Below are 14,311 nucleotides of genomic sequence, written 5' to 3'. Positions count from 1 at the left end.
CTCTTATTTTTTGAAAACATTTCGTTGAAATTTAAGAAAATATAAGATAAGTTAAAACAGTAACAATGCTTATACAAATAGAAGAGGTGTGAATATTATTAACTTTTTGAGAGAAAGGTTTTCTTTAATTTTAGGGCTCACAATTATTATTATATTTATTGTTTTATTATTTATTTTTGAGTCTCCTTTTTTTAAAAATCATCAAACGCATACTTATGAAGAAGCGCTTGAAATTCAAACGCAAAGTGATGCACCAGCTGTTACACAAAAGGACAATAAATTCGTGTATGCTGATAAAAAAGATATCGATAAATTTATGGATATCGACAAAAGTCAGACAGACTTTCAATTCATAGATATATCTAAAAAAGTAGATGTATCAGAAAAACAAGTTAAAGAAATTTTAAAAGATAAAGGCATATTAAAAGGTAAAGAAAAAGCTTTTATAGATGCTCAAGAAAAATATGATGTCAATGTCATATACTTGATGAGCCATGCTTTTATCGAAACTGGCAACGGTAATTCTGAATTGGCTAGTGGTGTCAAAATGTCCAACGGTAAAACATTCTATAATTTTTATGGAATCGGGGCATTTGATCAAGATGCTGTAGAAACAGGTAGTAGTTATGCGCGTAAAAAAGGTTGGACTTCTCCAGAAAAAGCTATAAATGGAGGCGCTGAATTTATTAAAAAGGATTATCTTAACAATGGGCAAGACACATTATATAAAATGAGATGGAACCCTTATAATCCTGGTCAACACCTATATGCAACAGATGTGAATTGGGCAACAAGTATCGGTAAAATTATGGAAGGTTATTATGATGACCATAATTTGAAAAAATCAAAAGTCCATAAAGACTATTACAAATAAAGGTTACCCCTAGTTCAATATGAACTGGGGGTAAAGATATGTAAGGATTCATGTTAAAATAAAGCTTATAATCAAATTTTTATTTCAAAGAAAGTAGTGAACAAAATGAAAATTGCTGTAATTGGGGCAGGCATCGGTGGGTTAACGACTGCTGGATTACTAACTCAAACGGGACATGAAGTTTATGTATATGAACAACGTGGAAATTTAGACCAAGATGGTGCCGGTTTAGGTATTGGAAGTAATGTCCTTAAAGCATTGAAACAATATAAAATGGCATATGCAATTGAGCAAGAAGGCCAGCCATTAAGAAAAATAGAAATTAGATCTGATTTAGATGAATTTTTAAATTCATTAATGATGAATCAAGATGAACATAAAAATATTACGATTCATAGAAAAGTGTTACATGAAATCTTAAAAACACATGTACCAACAGATAATATTTATTTAAATCATGAAGTCAAAACATTTAAGCAAACAGCTGACGATGTACGGCTTTATTTTACAAATGGTTTAGAAGAACAATTTGATTTAGTAATTGCAGCAGATGGTATACATTCAAAAGTAAGAACACAACTTTATCCGAAATCAGCACCTAAGTATGCTGGATACACTTGTTTCAGAGGTGTAGTAAACGAGAAGTTAAATATCGAACAAGATGTTACTTTAGAATATTGGGGACATAAAGGAAGATTTGGCATTGTACCTTTAAAAGACAACGAATTATACTGGTTCTGTACAATGAATGCTAAAGAAAATGATTTGCAATTTAAGTCATTTGAGAAACCACATCTTCAAGCATACTTCAATCAATTCCCTAATGAAGTAAGAACTGTATTAGATGCACAAGAAGAAACAGGCATATTACATCATGATATGTACGACCTCGTACCATTGAAATCTTTCGTTTCAAATAGAGTAGTTCTGTTGGGAGACGCAGCACATGCAACAACACCGAACATGGGACAAGGTGCAGGACAAGCAATAGAAGATGCCGTAACATTAGTGAATTTAATTAACGATCGAGATATAGAATCAGCCTTAAAACGATATGATAAATTAAGAACGAAACATACTAAAAAAGTCATCTTAAAATCAAGAAAAATCGGTAAAGCAGCACAATCATCAAGTACTTTAAAAATTAAAATAAGAAATAAAATGCTCAAACAAAAATCTTCAAAATCACTTAGCAAAAAAGTGAAGTTCTTACAAAAAGCAAAATTAAAATAGGGAAAAACCGCTTAGACACGATGGAAGTCTAAGCGGTTTTTGACATTTAATACGTTAGTAAGTTGTTCTAATTACCAGAATTCTGAGAAATGGAAGTTAGGATCGTCTAATTAAGGACATTATTTGGAATTGTGTCCCTAACACGGCCCGTTACGGACATTACTCAGAATTGTGTCCCTAAATACTTCCACAATACTATCGAATTTTTAATGTGTTATATCTGAAGTTGATATACCAGTTGCAGATTTAACTTGGACTTCTTGGAATTTATCATGTGATTCTGATTTACCTAGGAATGTTCCTAAAAATGCACCAATAAAGCCTGCTGGTACTGATATGATTGCAGGGTTTGATAATGGGAATATTGGCGACATTGTTATAAATGCTGTTCCTGCTGGATTCATGACATTTGGACTTAAAATAACGAGTATAAGTGACACCATTAAGCCGACAGCGATTCCTGTGATGGCACCGTGTGTGTTAAATCTCTTCCAAAATATCGTAAATACAATGACAGGTAAGTTAGCACTTGCTGCGACACAAAATGCTAATGATACTAAGAATGCTACGTTTAAATTTTGAGCAAATAAGGCTAATATAATGGATACAACTGAAACGGTTAATGAAGCTAATTTTGCTGCTTTCATCTGTTCACGTTCGCTTATTTTACCTTTTTTAATAACTTGCCCGTAAATATCATGTGCGAATGCAGACGCGCCTGTTAATACTAAACCTGCTACTACTGCTAAAATCGTCGCAAATGCTACGGCAGAAACGAATGACATTAAGAAATCTCCACCTAATTTTGCTGCTAATAATGGAGCTGCCATATTACCTGCAGGGTTAGCTGCAATAATTTCTTCACGTGTTAATAATGCTGCTGCACCAAATCCAAGGAAGATTGTTAAAATGTAGAAGATACCGATAATCCATGTTGCCCACATTACAGAAGATCTTGCTGTTTTAGCATCTTTAACTGTAAAGAATCGCATCAATATGTGTGGTAACCCAGCTGTACCAAACAGTAACGCAATAATTAATGAGATGTTATCTAACGGTGGTTTACCTTGTGAACCTGGATTAATAAATTCACCTTTGAAATCAGATGACTTAATGTTATGCATTTCACCAAACATCGTAGAAAGATTGAAGTCAAAATGTAATAACACTAAAAATGAAATAATTACAGTACCAATCATAAGTAATACAGCTTTAACCATTTGTACCCAGCTTGTTGCTGTCATACCACCAAATAATACGTAAATAGTCATCATTATACCAACTAGAATAACAGCGAGCGTATAAGGTATACCAAATAGTAATTGAATAAGTGCACCTGCACCAACGAGTTGTGCAAGCATATAGAATATAACTATTGTAATAGAAGAAACTGCAGCCATAGCTCTTACTTTTTTTAATTCAAATCGTGCTGCAATCATATCTGCTAAAGTATATTTACCAAGGTTTCTTAACGGCTCAGCTACGATGTATAACACAATAAGATAAGCTGTTAAATAACCAATACTATAGAAGAAACCATCAAACCCCCATAATGCGATGGCACCTGCTATACCTAAAAATGAAGCGGCTGATAAATAATCACCTGCAATTGCCAAACCATTTTGCCAACCTGTTAAGCCACCACCAGCAGTGTAGAAGTCATTTGCTGATTGTGTTCTTTTAGATGCAAAATATGTAATAAACAATGTGATCCCGACAAATATTAAAAACATAACGACGACGATGACATTCATAAGTTTTGCTCCTCTCTATATGCTTTTAATAGTTCCTCAGCATCTTTATCAAAAGATTTTGCTTTTCGCATGTACAAAGTGACAAGTGTCCAAACCATAATGAATAATAATAAAGCGTAAATCCATGCCCATGAGATATTCCAAAATGCAATATTATTCAAGATGTTTGTATAACCAGTCAACACTGGGAATAGGAGTGTTGCCAAAATAAAGAATATAGAGATAGGAAATATAAAATTATTTCTTTTTTTCAGAAGTTCTTTAAACTTTGGATCTGCTGCTAAACGCTTGAAATCATGCTCTGCCATACTCATAACCCCCTTATTTATAGATGTAAAAATACATCTTAATTCTCATTTTATTTGTTGTTCACAAAATTGTCAATAATTTATTGATAGCGCTTACATTAATAAAAATTCATTAAGAAAATGTTAATCAATCATTAAAGAGAAAAAATACAATCCAGATAAATGAATATTTAGAAAAATTTGATTATAAGTATTGACGATAAATGGAAACACCCATATAATTCTTATCGTATTAATAAGAATTCGGAAGGGATAAATAAGATGATTGAATTTAAAAATGTAAATAAAATTTTCCAGCAAAAGAATTCTAAAATCCAAGCTTTAAAAGATGTCAGTTTTAAAGTCGAAGAACAAGATATTTTTGGCGTAATTGGATATAGTGGTGCAGGAAAAAGTACGTTAATAAGACTTGTTAATGCTTTGGAAGAGAAAACAACGGGAGAGGTCATTGTTAATGGCCATGACATCAATCAATATTCAAAGAAAGAATTACAAAGTGTTAAGAAGAATATCGGTATGATATTTCAACATTTCAATCTATTAAATTCTAAGACAGTATTTAATAATGTTGCGATGCCGCTTATTTTGCAAGGTACAAGTAAAGAAAAAATTAAAGCCAAAGTAGATGAACTATTAAAGTTTGTTGGTCTAGAGGATAAAGGAAAGCAATATCCTAATGAACTATCTGGAGGACAAAAGCAAAGAGTGGCTATTGCACGAGCACTCGTGACAGATCCTAAAATATTATTATGTGACGAAGCAACAAGTGCACTTGACCCGGCAACGACAGATTCTATATTGAAATTATTAAAAAATGTCAATGAAGAATTTGGAGTCACAATTCTACTGATTACACATGAAATGAGTGTGATACAGAAGATTTGTAACAAAGTCGCAGTGATGGAAAATGGTAGAGTAATCGAAATTGGACCGGTATTAGATGTCTTCAGCCATCCTAAAACAGCAACAGCCAAGAATTTTGTATCTACAGTTATTACAACAGATATATCAGATAATTTAAGAAAATTAATACCAACTGATCATCATGCAACAGACATTAAATTATATATAGATGGAGAGAAAGTGACACAATCCATCATCAATGACTTAATTACAAAATATCAAGTTCAAATTAATATCTTGTTTGCTTCAATGTCAGATATTCAAGGCACACCAGTAGGGTACTTAACGTTACGTTTGAAAGGTGACGACAGTGCAATTAGAAGAAGCTTTGCCCATTTAGATTCATTAAATATAGAATTTGAGGAGGTTGGTGCATAATGTTCGGATCATCATTAGATTCTTCACTATTGTTAGATTCTATATATCAAACTTTATACATGGTAACTGTGTCACTTGTATTAGGTGCATTAATTGGTATTCCATTAGGCATTTTGTTAGTGATTACTAGAAAAAACGGTATATGGGAAAATGTCATCATTTATTATTTACTCAATCCAATTATTAATATATTCAGATCTTTACCTTTCATTATATTATTAATTGCGATCGTACCTTTTACGAAATTAATTGTAGGTACTTCTATAGGTACATCTGCAGCAATTGTACCACTGACTGTTTATGTTGCACCTTACATAGCAAGATTAGTTGAAAACTCATTATTAGAAGTTAATTCTGGTGTTATTGAAGCTGCACATTCAATGGGTGCTTCACCCATTCAAATTATTAGATATTTCTTATTACCAGAAGCACTAGGATCATTAATCTTAGCATTAACGACTTCAATTATTGGTTTAATTGGTGCTACTGCAATGGCCGGGGCAGTTGGTGGAGGCGGAATAGGTGACTTAGCACTTGCATACGGCTATCAAAGATTTGATACAATCGTCATCGTTATCACCGTTATTATACTTGTTATTATGGTACAAGTTATTCAATCTCTAGGTAATGTCTTATCTAGATTAGTACGCAGAAGTTAAATATTTTAATATAAAGGAGCAATTTAAATGAAGAAAGTCTTAACATTATTAGTAGCATTAGTATTATTACTCGCAGCATGTGGAGATAAGAAAGACGATAAGAAAGTCACAATTGGTATCGCATCAAATGACACAGCAGTTTGGGACAAAGTTAAAGAATTAGCTAAAAAAGATGGTATTGAAGTTGAAATCAAACAGTTTTCAGACTACAATGTTCCAAATAAAGCTTTATCAGACGGAGATATTGATTTAAATGCCTTCCAACATTTCGCATTTTTAGATCAATTTAAGAAAGCAAATAAAGGTACAGATATTACTCCTATTAGAACGACAGTGCTTGCGCCATTAGGCATATACTCTAAAGAATTGAAAGATGTTAAAGATTTAAAAAATGGTGCTAAAGTTGTAATTCCAAATGATGTTTCAAACCAAGCAAGAGCGTTAAAATTATTAGAAAAAGCAGGTTACATTAAATTAGATAAGAACTTCGGTTTAAGTGGTGGACCTAAAGACATAGTTGAAAATAAAAAGAATTTAAACATTAAAGCAGTAGATGCACAACAAACAGCGAGAGCATTAGATGAAGTGGATATTGCTGTTATCAATAATGGTGTAGCTTCAAAAGCTGGATTAGATCCTAAAAAAGATCCTATTTTCTTAGAAGATCCAGGTGCTAATGCAGCTAAACCTTATATCAACTTTATCGCAGCAAATACGAAAGACAAAGATAATAAAACATACAAGAAAATTGCGAAATTATATCATTCAGAAGAAGCTAAAGATGCTTTAAAAGAAGATACGAAAGATGGAGAAATTGTTGTTGATTTAAAACAAGATGAAATTAAAGAAATTGTGGATTCACTTAAATAAATTAAAAAAAGATTCGGCTCCCCTTAGCCGAATCTTTTTTTTATGCTTTTTTTAATGTTTTTAAATATTCTTGACCTTTTTCATGGTCATATTTGTTTTCCCATTTAGAGATAACAATTGTAGATAACGCGTTACCTACAACATTGACACATGTTCTAGTCATATCTAATAGTCTGTCTATACCGATAATTAATGCAAGTCCTTCTGGATTTAATCCCATAGACCCTAATGTTGTAATAAGAACAACTATAGAAGTACCAGGTACAGCTGCCATACCTTTAGATGTAATCATTAATGTAAACATTAATATTAACTGTTCAACAAGCGTTAAATGAACACCATACATCTGAGCAACAAATAATGCTGCGATTGATTGATATAAAGCTGATCCATCAAGGTTAAATGTATATCCTGTTGGTACAACAAATGAAACAACATCTTTTGGTGCACCGAACTTTTCCATTTTTTCCATTACTGATGGTAGAACCGTTTCTGAACTTGAAGTTGAGAACGCTAACAATAAGTCGTCTTTTAATATGCGAATAATAGAGAATACGCTGATACCACAAATTTTTGCGACAATCCCTAATACAACAATAATAAAGAATACCATTGCACCTACAACAACAGCTAATAACTTAACTAATGGAATTAAAGCAGATAATCCAAATGTCATAATCGTTACACAGATAAAAGCAAATACACCGTATGGCGCTAATCTTAATATTCTATGTATCATCCAGAATACAGCTTCTAATGTTCCGCTTAATACATCTTTAACTGGTTGACCTTTTTCACCAACAGCAGCGATTGCTAATCCGAAGAATACTGCAAAGAATATAATAGGTAGTAATTCTCCAGCTGTTAAAGCTTCAAATATATTTGTAGGTATGATGCCAACTATTGTATCTATCATGTGATTACCATAAGTAGATTTTTCTGCAGCATCAGCAGTTTGTTCATATTTAGAAATATCACCTTTAGGTAATTTGTTTGCGTCTATACCTAATCCAGGTTTGAATAAGTTTCCGAATATAATGCCCAACCCAATTGCAATTGTCGTGATGATTTCAAAGTATAAAATCGTTTTCCAACCATATCTACCAACGGTATGCATATCACCAACGTTTGAAATTGATAATGCTAATGAACAGAATACAATTGGAATAACAATCATTTTAATAAGGTTTAAAAAGATATCTCCAATAGGTCGAATGAATTTAATTAAATGGTCTTGTCCGTGTAAAAAGTATCCTACTACAACACCTAATACTAAAGCGATTAATATTTGTGTCGGTAAGCTTATATATCTTCTTCTCGGTTTTTTAATTTTTTGATCCAAAAAAACTCCTCCTTTAAAGCACTGTAGTGATAAAGTACAAAAAAATTATGCCTTTCCATAAAAATGGAACTGCACAAATAACGTTTAAAAAGGGGATTCATAAAATACGTCACTCTTAAGATTATAAGAGTATACGTCATTCTATCACGAAATTTAATTTTAGTATTTAATCAGTTTTACTATAAAAAAAGAAAATAACACTTTCAAAAATTGAAAGTGTTATTTGATCATACGAATTGATAATGGTGGTAAATAAGTTTCTCCATTGTATGCTTTGATAGCACCGATAACCGTAAAGATAAAAGCTAAAATAGCTAATATTGGTAATATAATAAAGCCTACTAATACTAAACATAATAGGGTACCAACGATTCCCCAAATCGTATATGAAATAAAGAAATTCAAATAATCTTTACCAATTCTATCAACGAATGGAGAGTTCTCTCTTTTAATTAACCAAATGATAAGTGGCGCAAAGAATGAAGCAAAGAAACTTGTTAAGTATATAAGCATACCGAATAATCTATCATCATCAGTTGTATCTAAGTGTTGTGATACATCTTCATATGTCGAATGTGTTGTAGTTTGTTGAAATGGATTTTGTTCGTTTTCACTCATGTATAATCCCTCCTAACTTAATTCAAGTATACATTTTTTTACCGATGCCGCCAATCAATAATATAAATTAATTATTTTATAAACAAAAAAGGAGATCTAGACAATGATATGTCCAGTCTCCTTTTTAAATGATATTCAATTAATCTTAGTGAATGTAGTTGTAAGAACCAGCTTCTGAAGCTGAGATTGTACGAGTTGATACAACACCTTCACCTTGGTAGTTCATTTCTGAAACTTCAACGCTACCGTCAGAGTTTACATTTTCAACGTATGCTACGTGACCGTAAGCACCAGCTGTTGATTGTAAGATTGAACCTTTTTTAGGTGTGTTATTTACAGTGTAACCATCTGCTGCTGCATTAGCTGCCCATTGGTTAGCATTTCCCCAAGTTGAGCTAATTGGTTCTCCAGCTGCTTGTCTTTTATCAAATACATAATAAGTACATTGTCCAGCAGTGTATAAGTTAGCTGATGAACTTGTAGTTTGAGTTGCTGTTTGTGTTACTGAAGAAGTAAATGATTGACTCATGTTTGAAGTGTTGTAATTTTGGCTATAGTTATTAGTATAGTTAAAGTTTTGAGTTTGAGTTTGGTTTTGAACTGGAGCTTGAGCGTTATCGAAAGTATCTGCTGAAGCTTCACCATTTCCAATTATTGTTGTTGCTAATCCCGTAGATAATACTGCGAATGCTGTTAATTTTTTCATTATAAATAATCCTCCGTAAATTTCGTATATGTTTTAAATTTAAATTTTAGTTTTGTTTGTGTCGTTTTCCGACGACAAATAATACTTTAACAGAAGTTTTTATGTTTGTGTGTGTTTTCATACAGTTGTTACTTAATCATAATCAGATACAATATTTTAGTAATATTTATGACCAATTATGACAAACAGTAATATAGAAAATATACCGATAATATAAGGTTTTACGGTGAATTTTTAGAAAATTAATGTCATTTTCTTGTAATATTTATGTTAAGGATTAAAACATTGAAAAAGAGTAGTTAGCAAATTATTTGCGACTACTTTTTTCATATATAAAATAATATGGTTAGTTTTCTAAGTATATTGAAGGGGGCATTATATGAAGAGATTACCAACTTTATTTGAAGCAATTTCTACGATTTTATTTATGGGGCTAGTCGTATTGATTGGTTTTGGGATTCTACATTATCCAATTCAACCTTTATTAATTATTGCAGCGGTTTATGCGAGCTTTATAGCTATTAGAGTAGGCTTAACTTGGGAAGACTTACAAGATGGTATTACAAAGAGGTTAGCAACTGCAATGCCAGCCATATACATAATATTTGCAGTCGGTATTTTAATAGGTACGTGGATGTATTCAGGCACTGTACCTGCTTTAATTTATTATGGTTTAGAAACGATCAATCCGACATACTTTTTAGTAACTGCATTTGTCATAACAGCCGTTACATCTGTCGCTACAGGTACTGCATGGGGATCAGTTGGGACTGCTGGCATAGCGTTAATGGCGATTGCCAATGAAATGAATATTCCGATAGGTATGGTTGCAGGTGTTGTAATAGCAGGTGGTGTGTTTGGAGATAAAATGTCACCACTTTCTGATACGACAAATTTAGCTGCATTAGTAACAAAAGTAAATATCTTTAAGCATATCCAACATATGATGTGGACGACAATACCTGCATCAATTATTGGGCTTATTGTATGGTTTATAGCAGGCTTACAATTTGATGCTAAAAATGTAGAAAGCAAAAGAATAAATGAATTGCTGAGTAATATTGATACAGCTTTTAATTTAAACTTTTGGGTATGGGTACCAGTCATTGTTATCGTCTTAGGTATTAGTATAGGAAAACCTACTGTACCGATGATGTTATTATCTAGTTTAGTCGCAATGTTTGTAGGTGTGTTTAATAATGGATTTGAAATTGTAGATGCATTTAATGTAACGATGCAAGGTTTTAATATCAATATGACAGGCTTATCTGAAAATGATGCATCAAGTTCAATGATAGAACTGTTAAAACGTGGTGGCATTATGAGTATGACTGAAATTGTTGTAACGATTTTCTGTGGTTATGCATTTGCGGGTATTGTAGAAGCATCCGGTAGTTTAAAAGTTATTTTAACGACAATATCTAGTAAAGTTTCTAAAGATTCACATTTGATATTAGTTACGATAGCTGGAAGTTTAATTCTTGTATTTGCAGCTGGTGTTGCATCTGTCGTGATTATTATGATAGGTGTATTGTTAATGGACATGTATAATGAACGTAATTTAGATCGTGTGAACTTATCAAGAACGCTAGAAGATTGTGGAACAATGGTGTTGCCATTTATCCCTTGGGGTACTTCAGGTATATACTATCGTGATTTATTGGGTGTTTCGTTAGGAGAATTCTTCTGGTGGACTGTACCATGTTATTTATGTGTGTTCTTTGCAGCATTTTATGGTATAACAGGTATCGGTATTAAAAAAGTAAAAACAAATGCATAAAAAAAGAGCAATCGCAATGATTGCTCTTTTTTATTTATATTCATCTTAGTGAATGTAGTTGTAAGAACCAGCTGCTGAAGCTGAGATAGTACGAGTTGAAACAACACCTACACCTTGGTAGTTCATTTCAGAAACTTGGATAGAACCGTCAGAGTTTACTTTATCAACGTAAGCTACGTGACCGTATCCACCAGCTGTAGTTTGTAATACTGAACCTGCAGATGGGTTGTTATTTACTGTGTAACCAGATTGTGCTGCTGCGTTAGCCCAGTTATTAGCATTTCCCCAAGTGCTACCTAAGTCAGGACGTTTGCTGAATGCATAGTAAGTACATTGTCCTGCAGTGTATAAGTTAGCTCCTCCACCAGTTGATGGGCGAGAAGTTGATGTAGTTGTAGTGCTTACATTTGAACTTGAGTTTGATGTAGTTGCTGTATGGTTGCTAGTTGATGGTGCTTGTGTAGTTGTTACACGAACATTGTTTTGGTTTGAAGATGTGTTATGAGAATCTCCTAAACCACCACCATTTGGCGCAGCATTGAATGCTGGTTGTGAATAATTTGTATTTGAAGCTGCTTCGTTATTTGAAGAAGCAGTGTTAGTTGCTACTTGTTGTTGAGCTTCGTAACCGTAATGAGAAGATGGATTCCAGTTACCTTCCCAAGTGTAGTGGTAGTTACCTTGTTGGTCAATTGTGTAATTGTAAGAATAAGAATATGGATCGTTTGGATTATATCCTTGTGTATTTTCTGCTGCATCTGCGTCATGTGCCATAAATGTTGCGATTCCTGCTGTTGCGATTGCTGCTGTTGCGATTTTCTTCATAATAAATAAATCCTCCTAGATAATTTAAAAATAATTTTTTCGTATATGTTTTATGTTTTTTTCTAATAAGTTTTTTTCTTCGCTGTTAATCAACAAAACCTACTTTATCAGAAATTATTTAGTTTGTGTTGAATGTTAAAGCTTTGTAATTTAATTTAAATATCTAAAGATTTCATGTAATAATTCCGAACATTTTACACTGAATAAAGAACGTTATAATATCAACGTTTTTAAGCACTTTTAAGTATTGAACTCGATTCTTTGTTACACGTTTGTAATATTTAAGACATAATAAAATAATTGACTTTGGATAATAATACGAAAAATTATATCAAATAAACAAAAGAATATTGCATCTAAAGGATTAAAATAAGTACAAAATTTCATAATAAAAAGTCAAGAATAAAGTATTTTTAGTAATATTTGTTGAATTATAATTATCATGAATAGTAAATAAAGATGTTTCATAAGGAATTGAGGTGTTTGACATGTTATATGATAGTAATTTAAAAATTTACCAACCTTTAAATATTCAATCTGATTTTAATATGGGGTTATTACTACTATTTATAATAGAAGGAAGTAGTAAGATTTATATCAATGGAAAAAGAAAAATATATCAAGCAAATGATATTGTAATCATTAATGATTTGGAACATTATCGTATTTATTCTAATGAAGATACCGTTATAGCCACTTTGTATTTATCCAGATGTGAACTTGATTATTTCTTTCAATTTGAGAAAAAGTACTATATTGATGTAGATAAACTTGATAACAGTGTTCTTAAGTATTTTATGAATAAGGTGCTCGCCAATTACATTAAATATAAAAATGACATGGATACAAATGTGTTTAATACAATCAAGCAATTTATGATGACATTACGATTATATAGAATTGTAGATGAAGATCATGATTATTATTTAAACAACGATATACATAAAGCTATCAATTATATGCATGACCATTATAAAGAAAAATTATATATTGCTGAAGTTGCGACGAATTGTATTTTATCAGTGAGATGGTTTTCAGAAAATCTAGAAGAAATAACAGATATAAAATTTAGAGAACTTAGAAAAAGTATTCGTTTATCATATGCGATATTTGACTTAATCTATTCAAAAAAATCTATTACACAAATTGCAGGGGATAATGGATTTGCGTATGAATCAAATTTTATAACGAGTTTTAGAGATAAGTATCATATAACACCAGCAAAATATCGAAAGCAACTCACGAATGATCAGTATTACCCATTTAATAATAAACGGACAAACCTTATTGAAAATTTAAATAAGATATCTCATCGACTGAAAGATTTAACAAATAATGTTGCAGATTATATTAGTTTAGATATTCATTTAGATGATCAATTAACATCAAAGCTCCCAACATCTAATTTACTAATATATATCAGAAATATCGAAACATTAACTAATAATTTTCAGCAATCAAAGTTATTAACGATGAGAAAAGAAATTGGGCAATACGGTTTAATGTTTTCGCATCACTTAATTAATGAACTTTTAAACGAATCAAATTTTGAAAGTAATAGATTGATGCATCAAATGTTTTCTTTCTCATTAGAACACCAATTTGAGATTTCATTTGAAATAAATTTATCTAGAAATGAAAATTTAGAAGTGTTTGCAGATAGATTTAAGCGACTATTAAATTATTTAATTGATTGCACGTACTATTATGGACAGAGGCAGTTTCATTTCTATTTAAATATGACATATTACCAATATAATCACGTTTATAAAATGATAAATGAAACATTGAAAGATTCAAAAGTAACATTAATTTTGAATGATTACGATAAATACTTAGCTAATCAAATGACACATATAATAGATGGAAATAACCAAATTGCATGCAAAGTTTACCATGAATTAGTCTCCGACAGAGAAATAACTACTATATTAAAGAATAATTCTTCGTTAAATATCTTATATCAACCGACAATCCCTAATCGAATCACTTATTGAAACATTTAAATGGTGTTTAGAGTATAAGCAAAGAATTTCAATTATTATAGATGATACTTGGATT

Annotated in this window: 13 protein-coding genes; 7 read left to right on the top strand and 6 right to left on the bottom strand. The window is 31.6% G+C overall.

From position 1 onward, the window contains the following. Positions 1-106: 106 nt before the first annotated feature. Together LQ611_RS01925 and LQ611_RS01920 are read left to right on the top strand one after the other, a co-directional pair. Positions 107-874, top strand: coding sequence for an N-acetylglucosaminidase (locus tag LQ611_RS01925; RefSeq protein ID WP_103361996.1), 768 nt, complete (start codon positions 107-109; stop codon positions 872-874). Between the two features lie 105 nt (positions 875-979). Then, positions 980-2,107 (top strand): FAD-dependent monooxygenase, encoded by a 1,128-nt coding sequence (locus LQ611_RS01920; protein ID WP_025906867.1) that lies wholly within the window; start codon positions 980-982, stop codon positions 2,105-2,107. A 206-nt stretch (positions 2,108-2,313) separates the two neighbouring features. On the opposite strand, the gene LQ611_RS01915 is transcribed toward LQ611_RS01920, so the two are convergent. Both LQ611_RS01915 and LQ611_RS01910 read right to left on the bottom strand, forming a co-directional pair. Then, positions 2,314-3,861, bottom strand: coding sequence for a solute symporter family protein (locus LQ611_RS01915; RefSeq protein ID WP_103361997.1), 1,548 nt, complete (start codon positions 3,859-3,861; stop codon positions 2,314-2,316). Beyond that, entirely contained in the window at positions 3,858-4,169 is a 312-nt protein-coding gene (locus LQ611_RS01910) for a DUF485 domain-containing protein (protein WP_025906865.1), read from the bottom strand. The genes LQ611_RS01915 and LQ611_RS01910 overlap by 4 nt, the downstream gene beginning before the upstream one ends. A 261-nt stretch (positions 4,170-4,430) precedes the next feature. Here LQ611_RS01910 and LQ611_RS01905 point away from each other — a divergent pair, with 261 nt between their 5' ends. From LQ611_RS01905 to gmpC, 3 genes are read left to right on the top strand one after another with little or no spacing between them, the layout of a single operon-like run. After that, the gene (locus LQ611_RS01905) at positions 4,431-5,450 is read left to right on the top strand and encodes a methionine ABC transporter ATP-binding protein (RefSeq protein ID WP_025906864.1); all 1,020 of its coding nucleotides are present in this window, start codon (positions 4,431-4,433) and stop codon (positions 5,448-5,450) included. Then, the gene (locus LQ611_RS01900; RefSeq protein WP_025906863.1) at positions 5,450-6,109 is read left to right on the top strand and encodes a methionine ABC transporter permease; all 660 of its coding nucleotides are present in this window, start codon (positions 5,450-5,452) and stop codon (positions 6,107-6,109) included. Before LQ611_RS01905 ends, LQ611_RS01900 begins: the two co-directional genes overlap by 1 nt. Positions 6,110-6,136: 27 nt before the next feature. Then, entirely contained in the window at positions 6,137-6,979 is an 843-nt protein-coding gene (gene gmpC / locus LQ611_RS01895; protein WP_107596672.1) for a dipeptide ABC transporter glycylmethionine-binding lipoprotein, read from the top strand. Positions 6,980-7,019: 40 nt separating this feature from the next. Here gmpC and LQ611_RS01890 read toward each other — a convergent pair whose 3' ends face one another. The 3 genes from LQ611_RS01890 to LQ611_RS01880 form a co-directional block, all read right to left on the bottom strand. Next, complete coding sequence (locus tag LQ611_RS01890; RefSeq protein ID WP_103362014.1) at positions 7,020-8,309, bottom strand: cation:dicarboxylate symporter family transporter; 1,290 nt, start codon at positions 8,307-8,309, stop codon at positions 7,020-7,022. 231 nt (positions 8,310-8,540) lie between these two features. Further along, entirely contained in the window at positions 8,541-8,939 is a 399-nt protein-coding gene (locus LQ611_RS01885) for a DUF4870 domain-containing protein (protein WP_103361998.1), read from the bottom strand. Positions 8,940-9,084: 145 nt separating this feature from the next. Then, positions 9,085-9,645 carry a CHAP domain-containing protein gene (locus LQ611_RS01880; protein WP_025906859.1) on the bottom strand — a complete coding sequence of 187 codons (561 nt, stop codon included), beginning with the start codon at positions 9,643-9,645 and terminating at the stop codon, positions 9,085-9,087. 379 nt (positions 9,646-10,024) lie between these two features. Between LQ611_RS01880 and nhaC the strand changes: the two genes are divergently transcribed. Next, positions 10,025-11,425 carry a Na+/H+ antiporter NhaC gene (nhaC, locus tag LQ611_RS01875; RefSeq protein ID WP_103361999.1) on the top strand — a complete coding sequence of 467 codons (1,401 nt, stop codon included), beginning with the start codon at positions 10,025-10,027 and terminating at the stop codon, positions 11,423-11,425. A gap of 45 nt (positions 11,426-11,470) precedes the next feature. On the opposite strand, the gene LQ611_RS01870 is transcribed toward nhaC, so the two are convergent. Beyond that, a complete protein-coding gene (locus LQ611_RS01870) occupies positions 11,471-12,250 on the bottom strand; it encodes a CHAP domain-containing protein (protein ID WP_025906857.1) in 780 nt (259 codons plus the stop codon). Positions 12,251-12,738: 488 nt separating this feature from the next. Here LQ611_RS01870 and LQ611_RS01865 point away from each other — a divergent pair, with 488 nt between their 5' ends. Next, entirely contained in the window at positions 12,739-14,247 is a 1,509-nt protein-coding gene (locus LQ611_RS01865) for a helix-turn-helix domain-containing protein (protein WP_210141864.1), read from the top strand. Positions 14,248-14,311 lie beyond the last annotated feature (64 nt).

It is taken from the genome of Mammaliicoccus sp. L-M44 (assembly GCF_022386355.1).
GTDB classification, from domain to species: Bacteria; Bacillota; Bacilli; order Staphylococcales; family Staphylococcaceae; genus Mammaliicoccus; species Mammaliicoccus sciuri_A.
This window is presented reverse-complemented; position numbering and strand designations above follow the sequence as displayed.

Excerpts from the sequence above, each read along its gene's own strand:
- LQ611_RS01920 (WP_025906867.1), top strand. The coding sequence starts at position 980 with ATGAAAATTGCTGTAATTGGGGCAGGCATCGGTGGGTTAACGACTGCT.
- LQ611_RS01915 (WP_103361997.1), bottom strand. The coding sequence starts at position 3,861 with ATGAATGTCATCGTCGTCGTTATGTTTTTAATATTTGTCGGGATCACA.
- LQ611_RS01910 (WP_025906865.1), bottom strand. The coding sequence starts at position 4,169 with ATGGCAGAGCATGATTTCAAGCGTTTAGCAGCAGATCCAAAGTTTAAA.
- LQ611_RS01905 (WP_025906864.1), top strand. The coding sequence starts at position 4,431 with ATGATTGAATTTAAAAATGTAAATAAAATTTTCCAGCAAAAGAATTCT.
- LQ611_RS01900 (WP_025906863.1), top strand. The coding sequence starts at position 5,450 with ATGTTCGGATCATCATTAGATTCTTCACTATTGTTAGATTCTATATAT.
- gmpC (WP_107596672.1), top strand. The coding sequence starts at position 6,137 with ATGAAGAAAGTCTTAACATTATTAGTAGCATTAGTATTATTACTCGCA.
- LQ611_RS01885 (WP_103361998.1), bottom strand. The coding sequence starts at position 8,939 with ATGAGTGAAAACGAACAAAATCCATTTCAACAAACTACAACACATTCG.
- LQ611_RS01880 (WP_025906859.1), bottom strand. The coding sequence starts at position 9,645 with ATGAAAAAATTAACAGCATTCGCAGTATTATCTACGGGATTAGCAACA.
- nhaC (WP_103361999.1), top strand. The coding sequence starts at position 10,025 with ATGAAGAGATTACCAACTTTATTTGAAGCAATTTCTACGATTTTATTT.
- LQ611_RS01870 (WP_025906857.1), bottom strand. The coding sequence starts at position 12,250 with ATGAAGAAAATCGCAACAGCAGCAATCGCAACAGCAGGAATCGCAACA.
- LQ611_RS01865 (WP_210141864.1), top strand. The coding sequence starts at position 12,739 with ATGTTATATGATAGTAATTTAAAAATTTACCAACCTTTAAATATTCAA.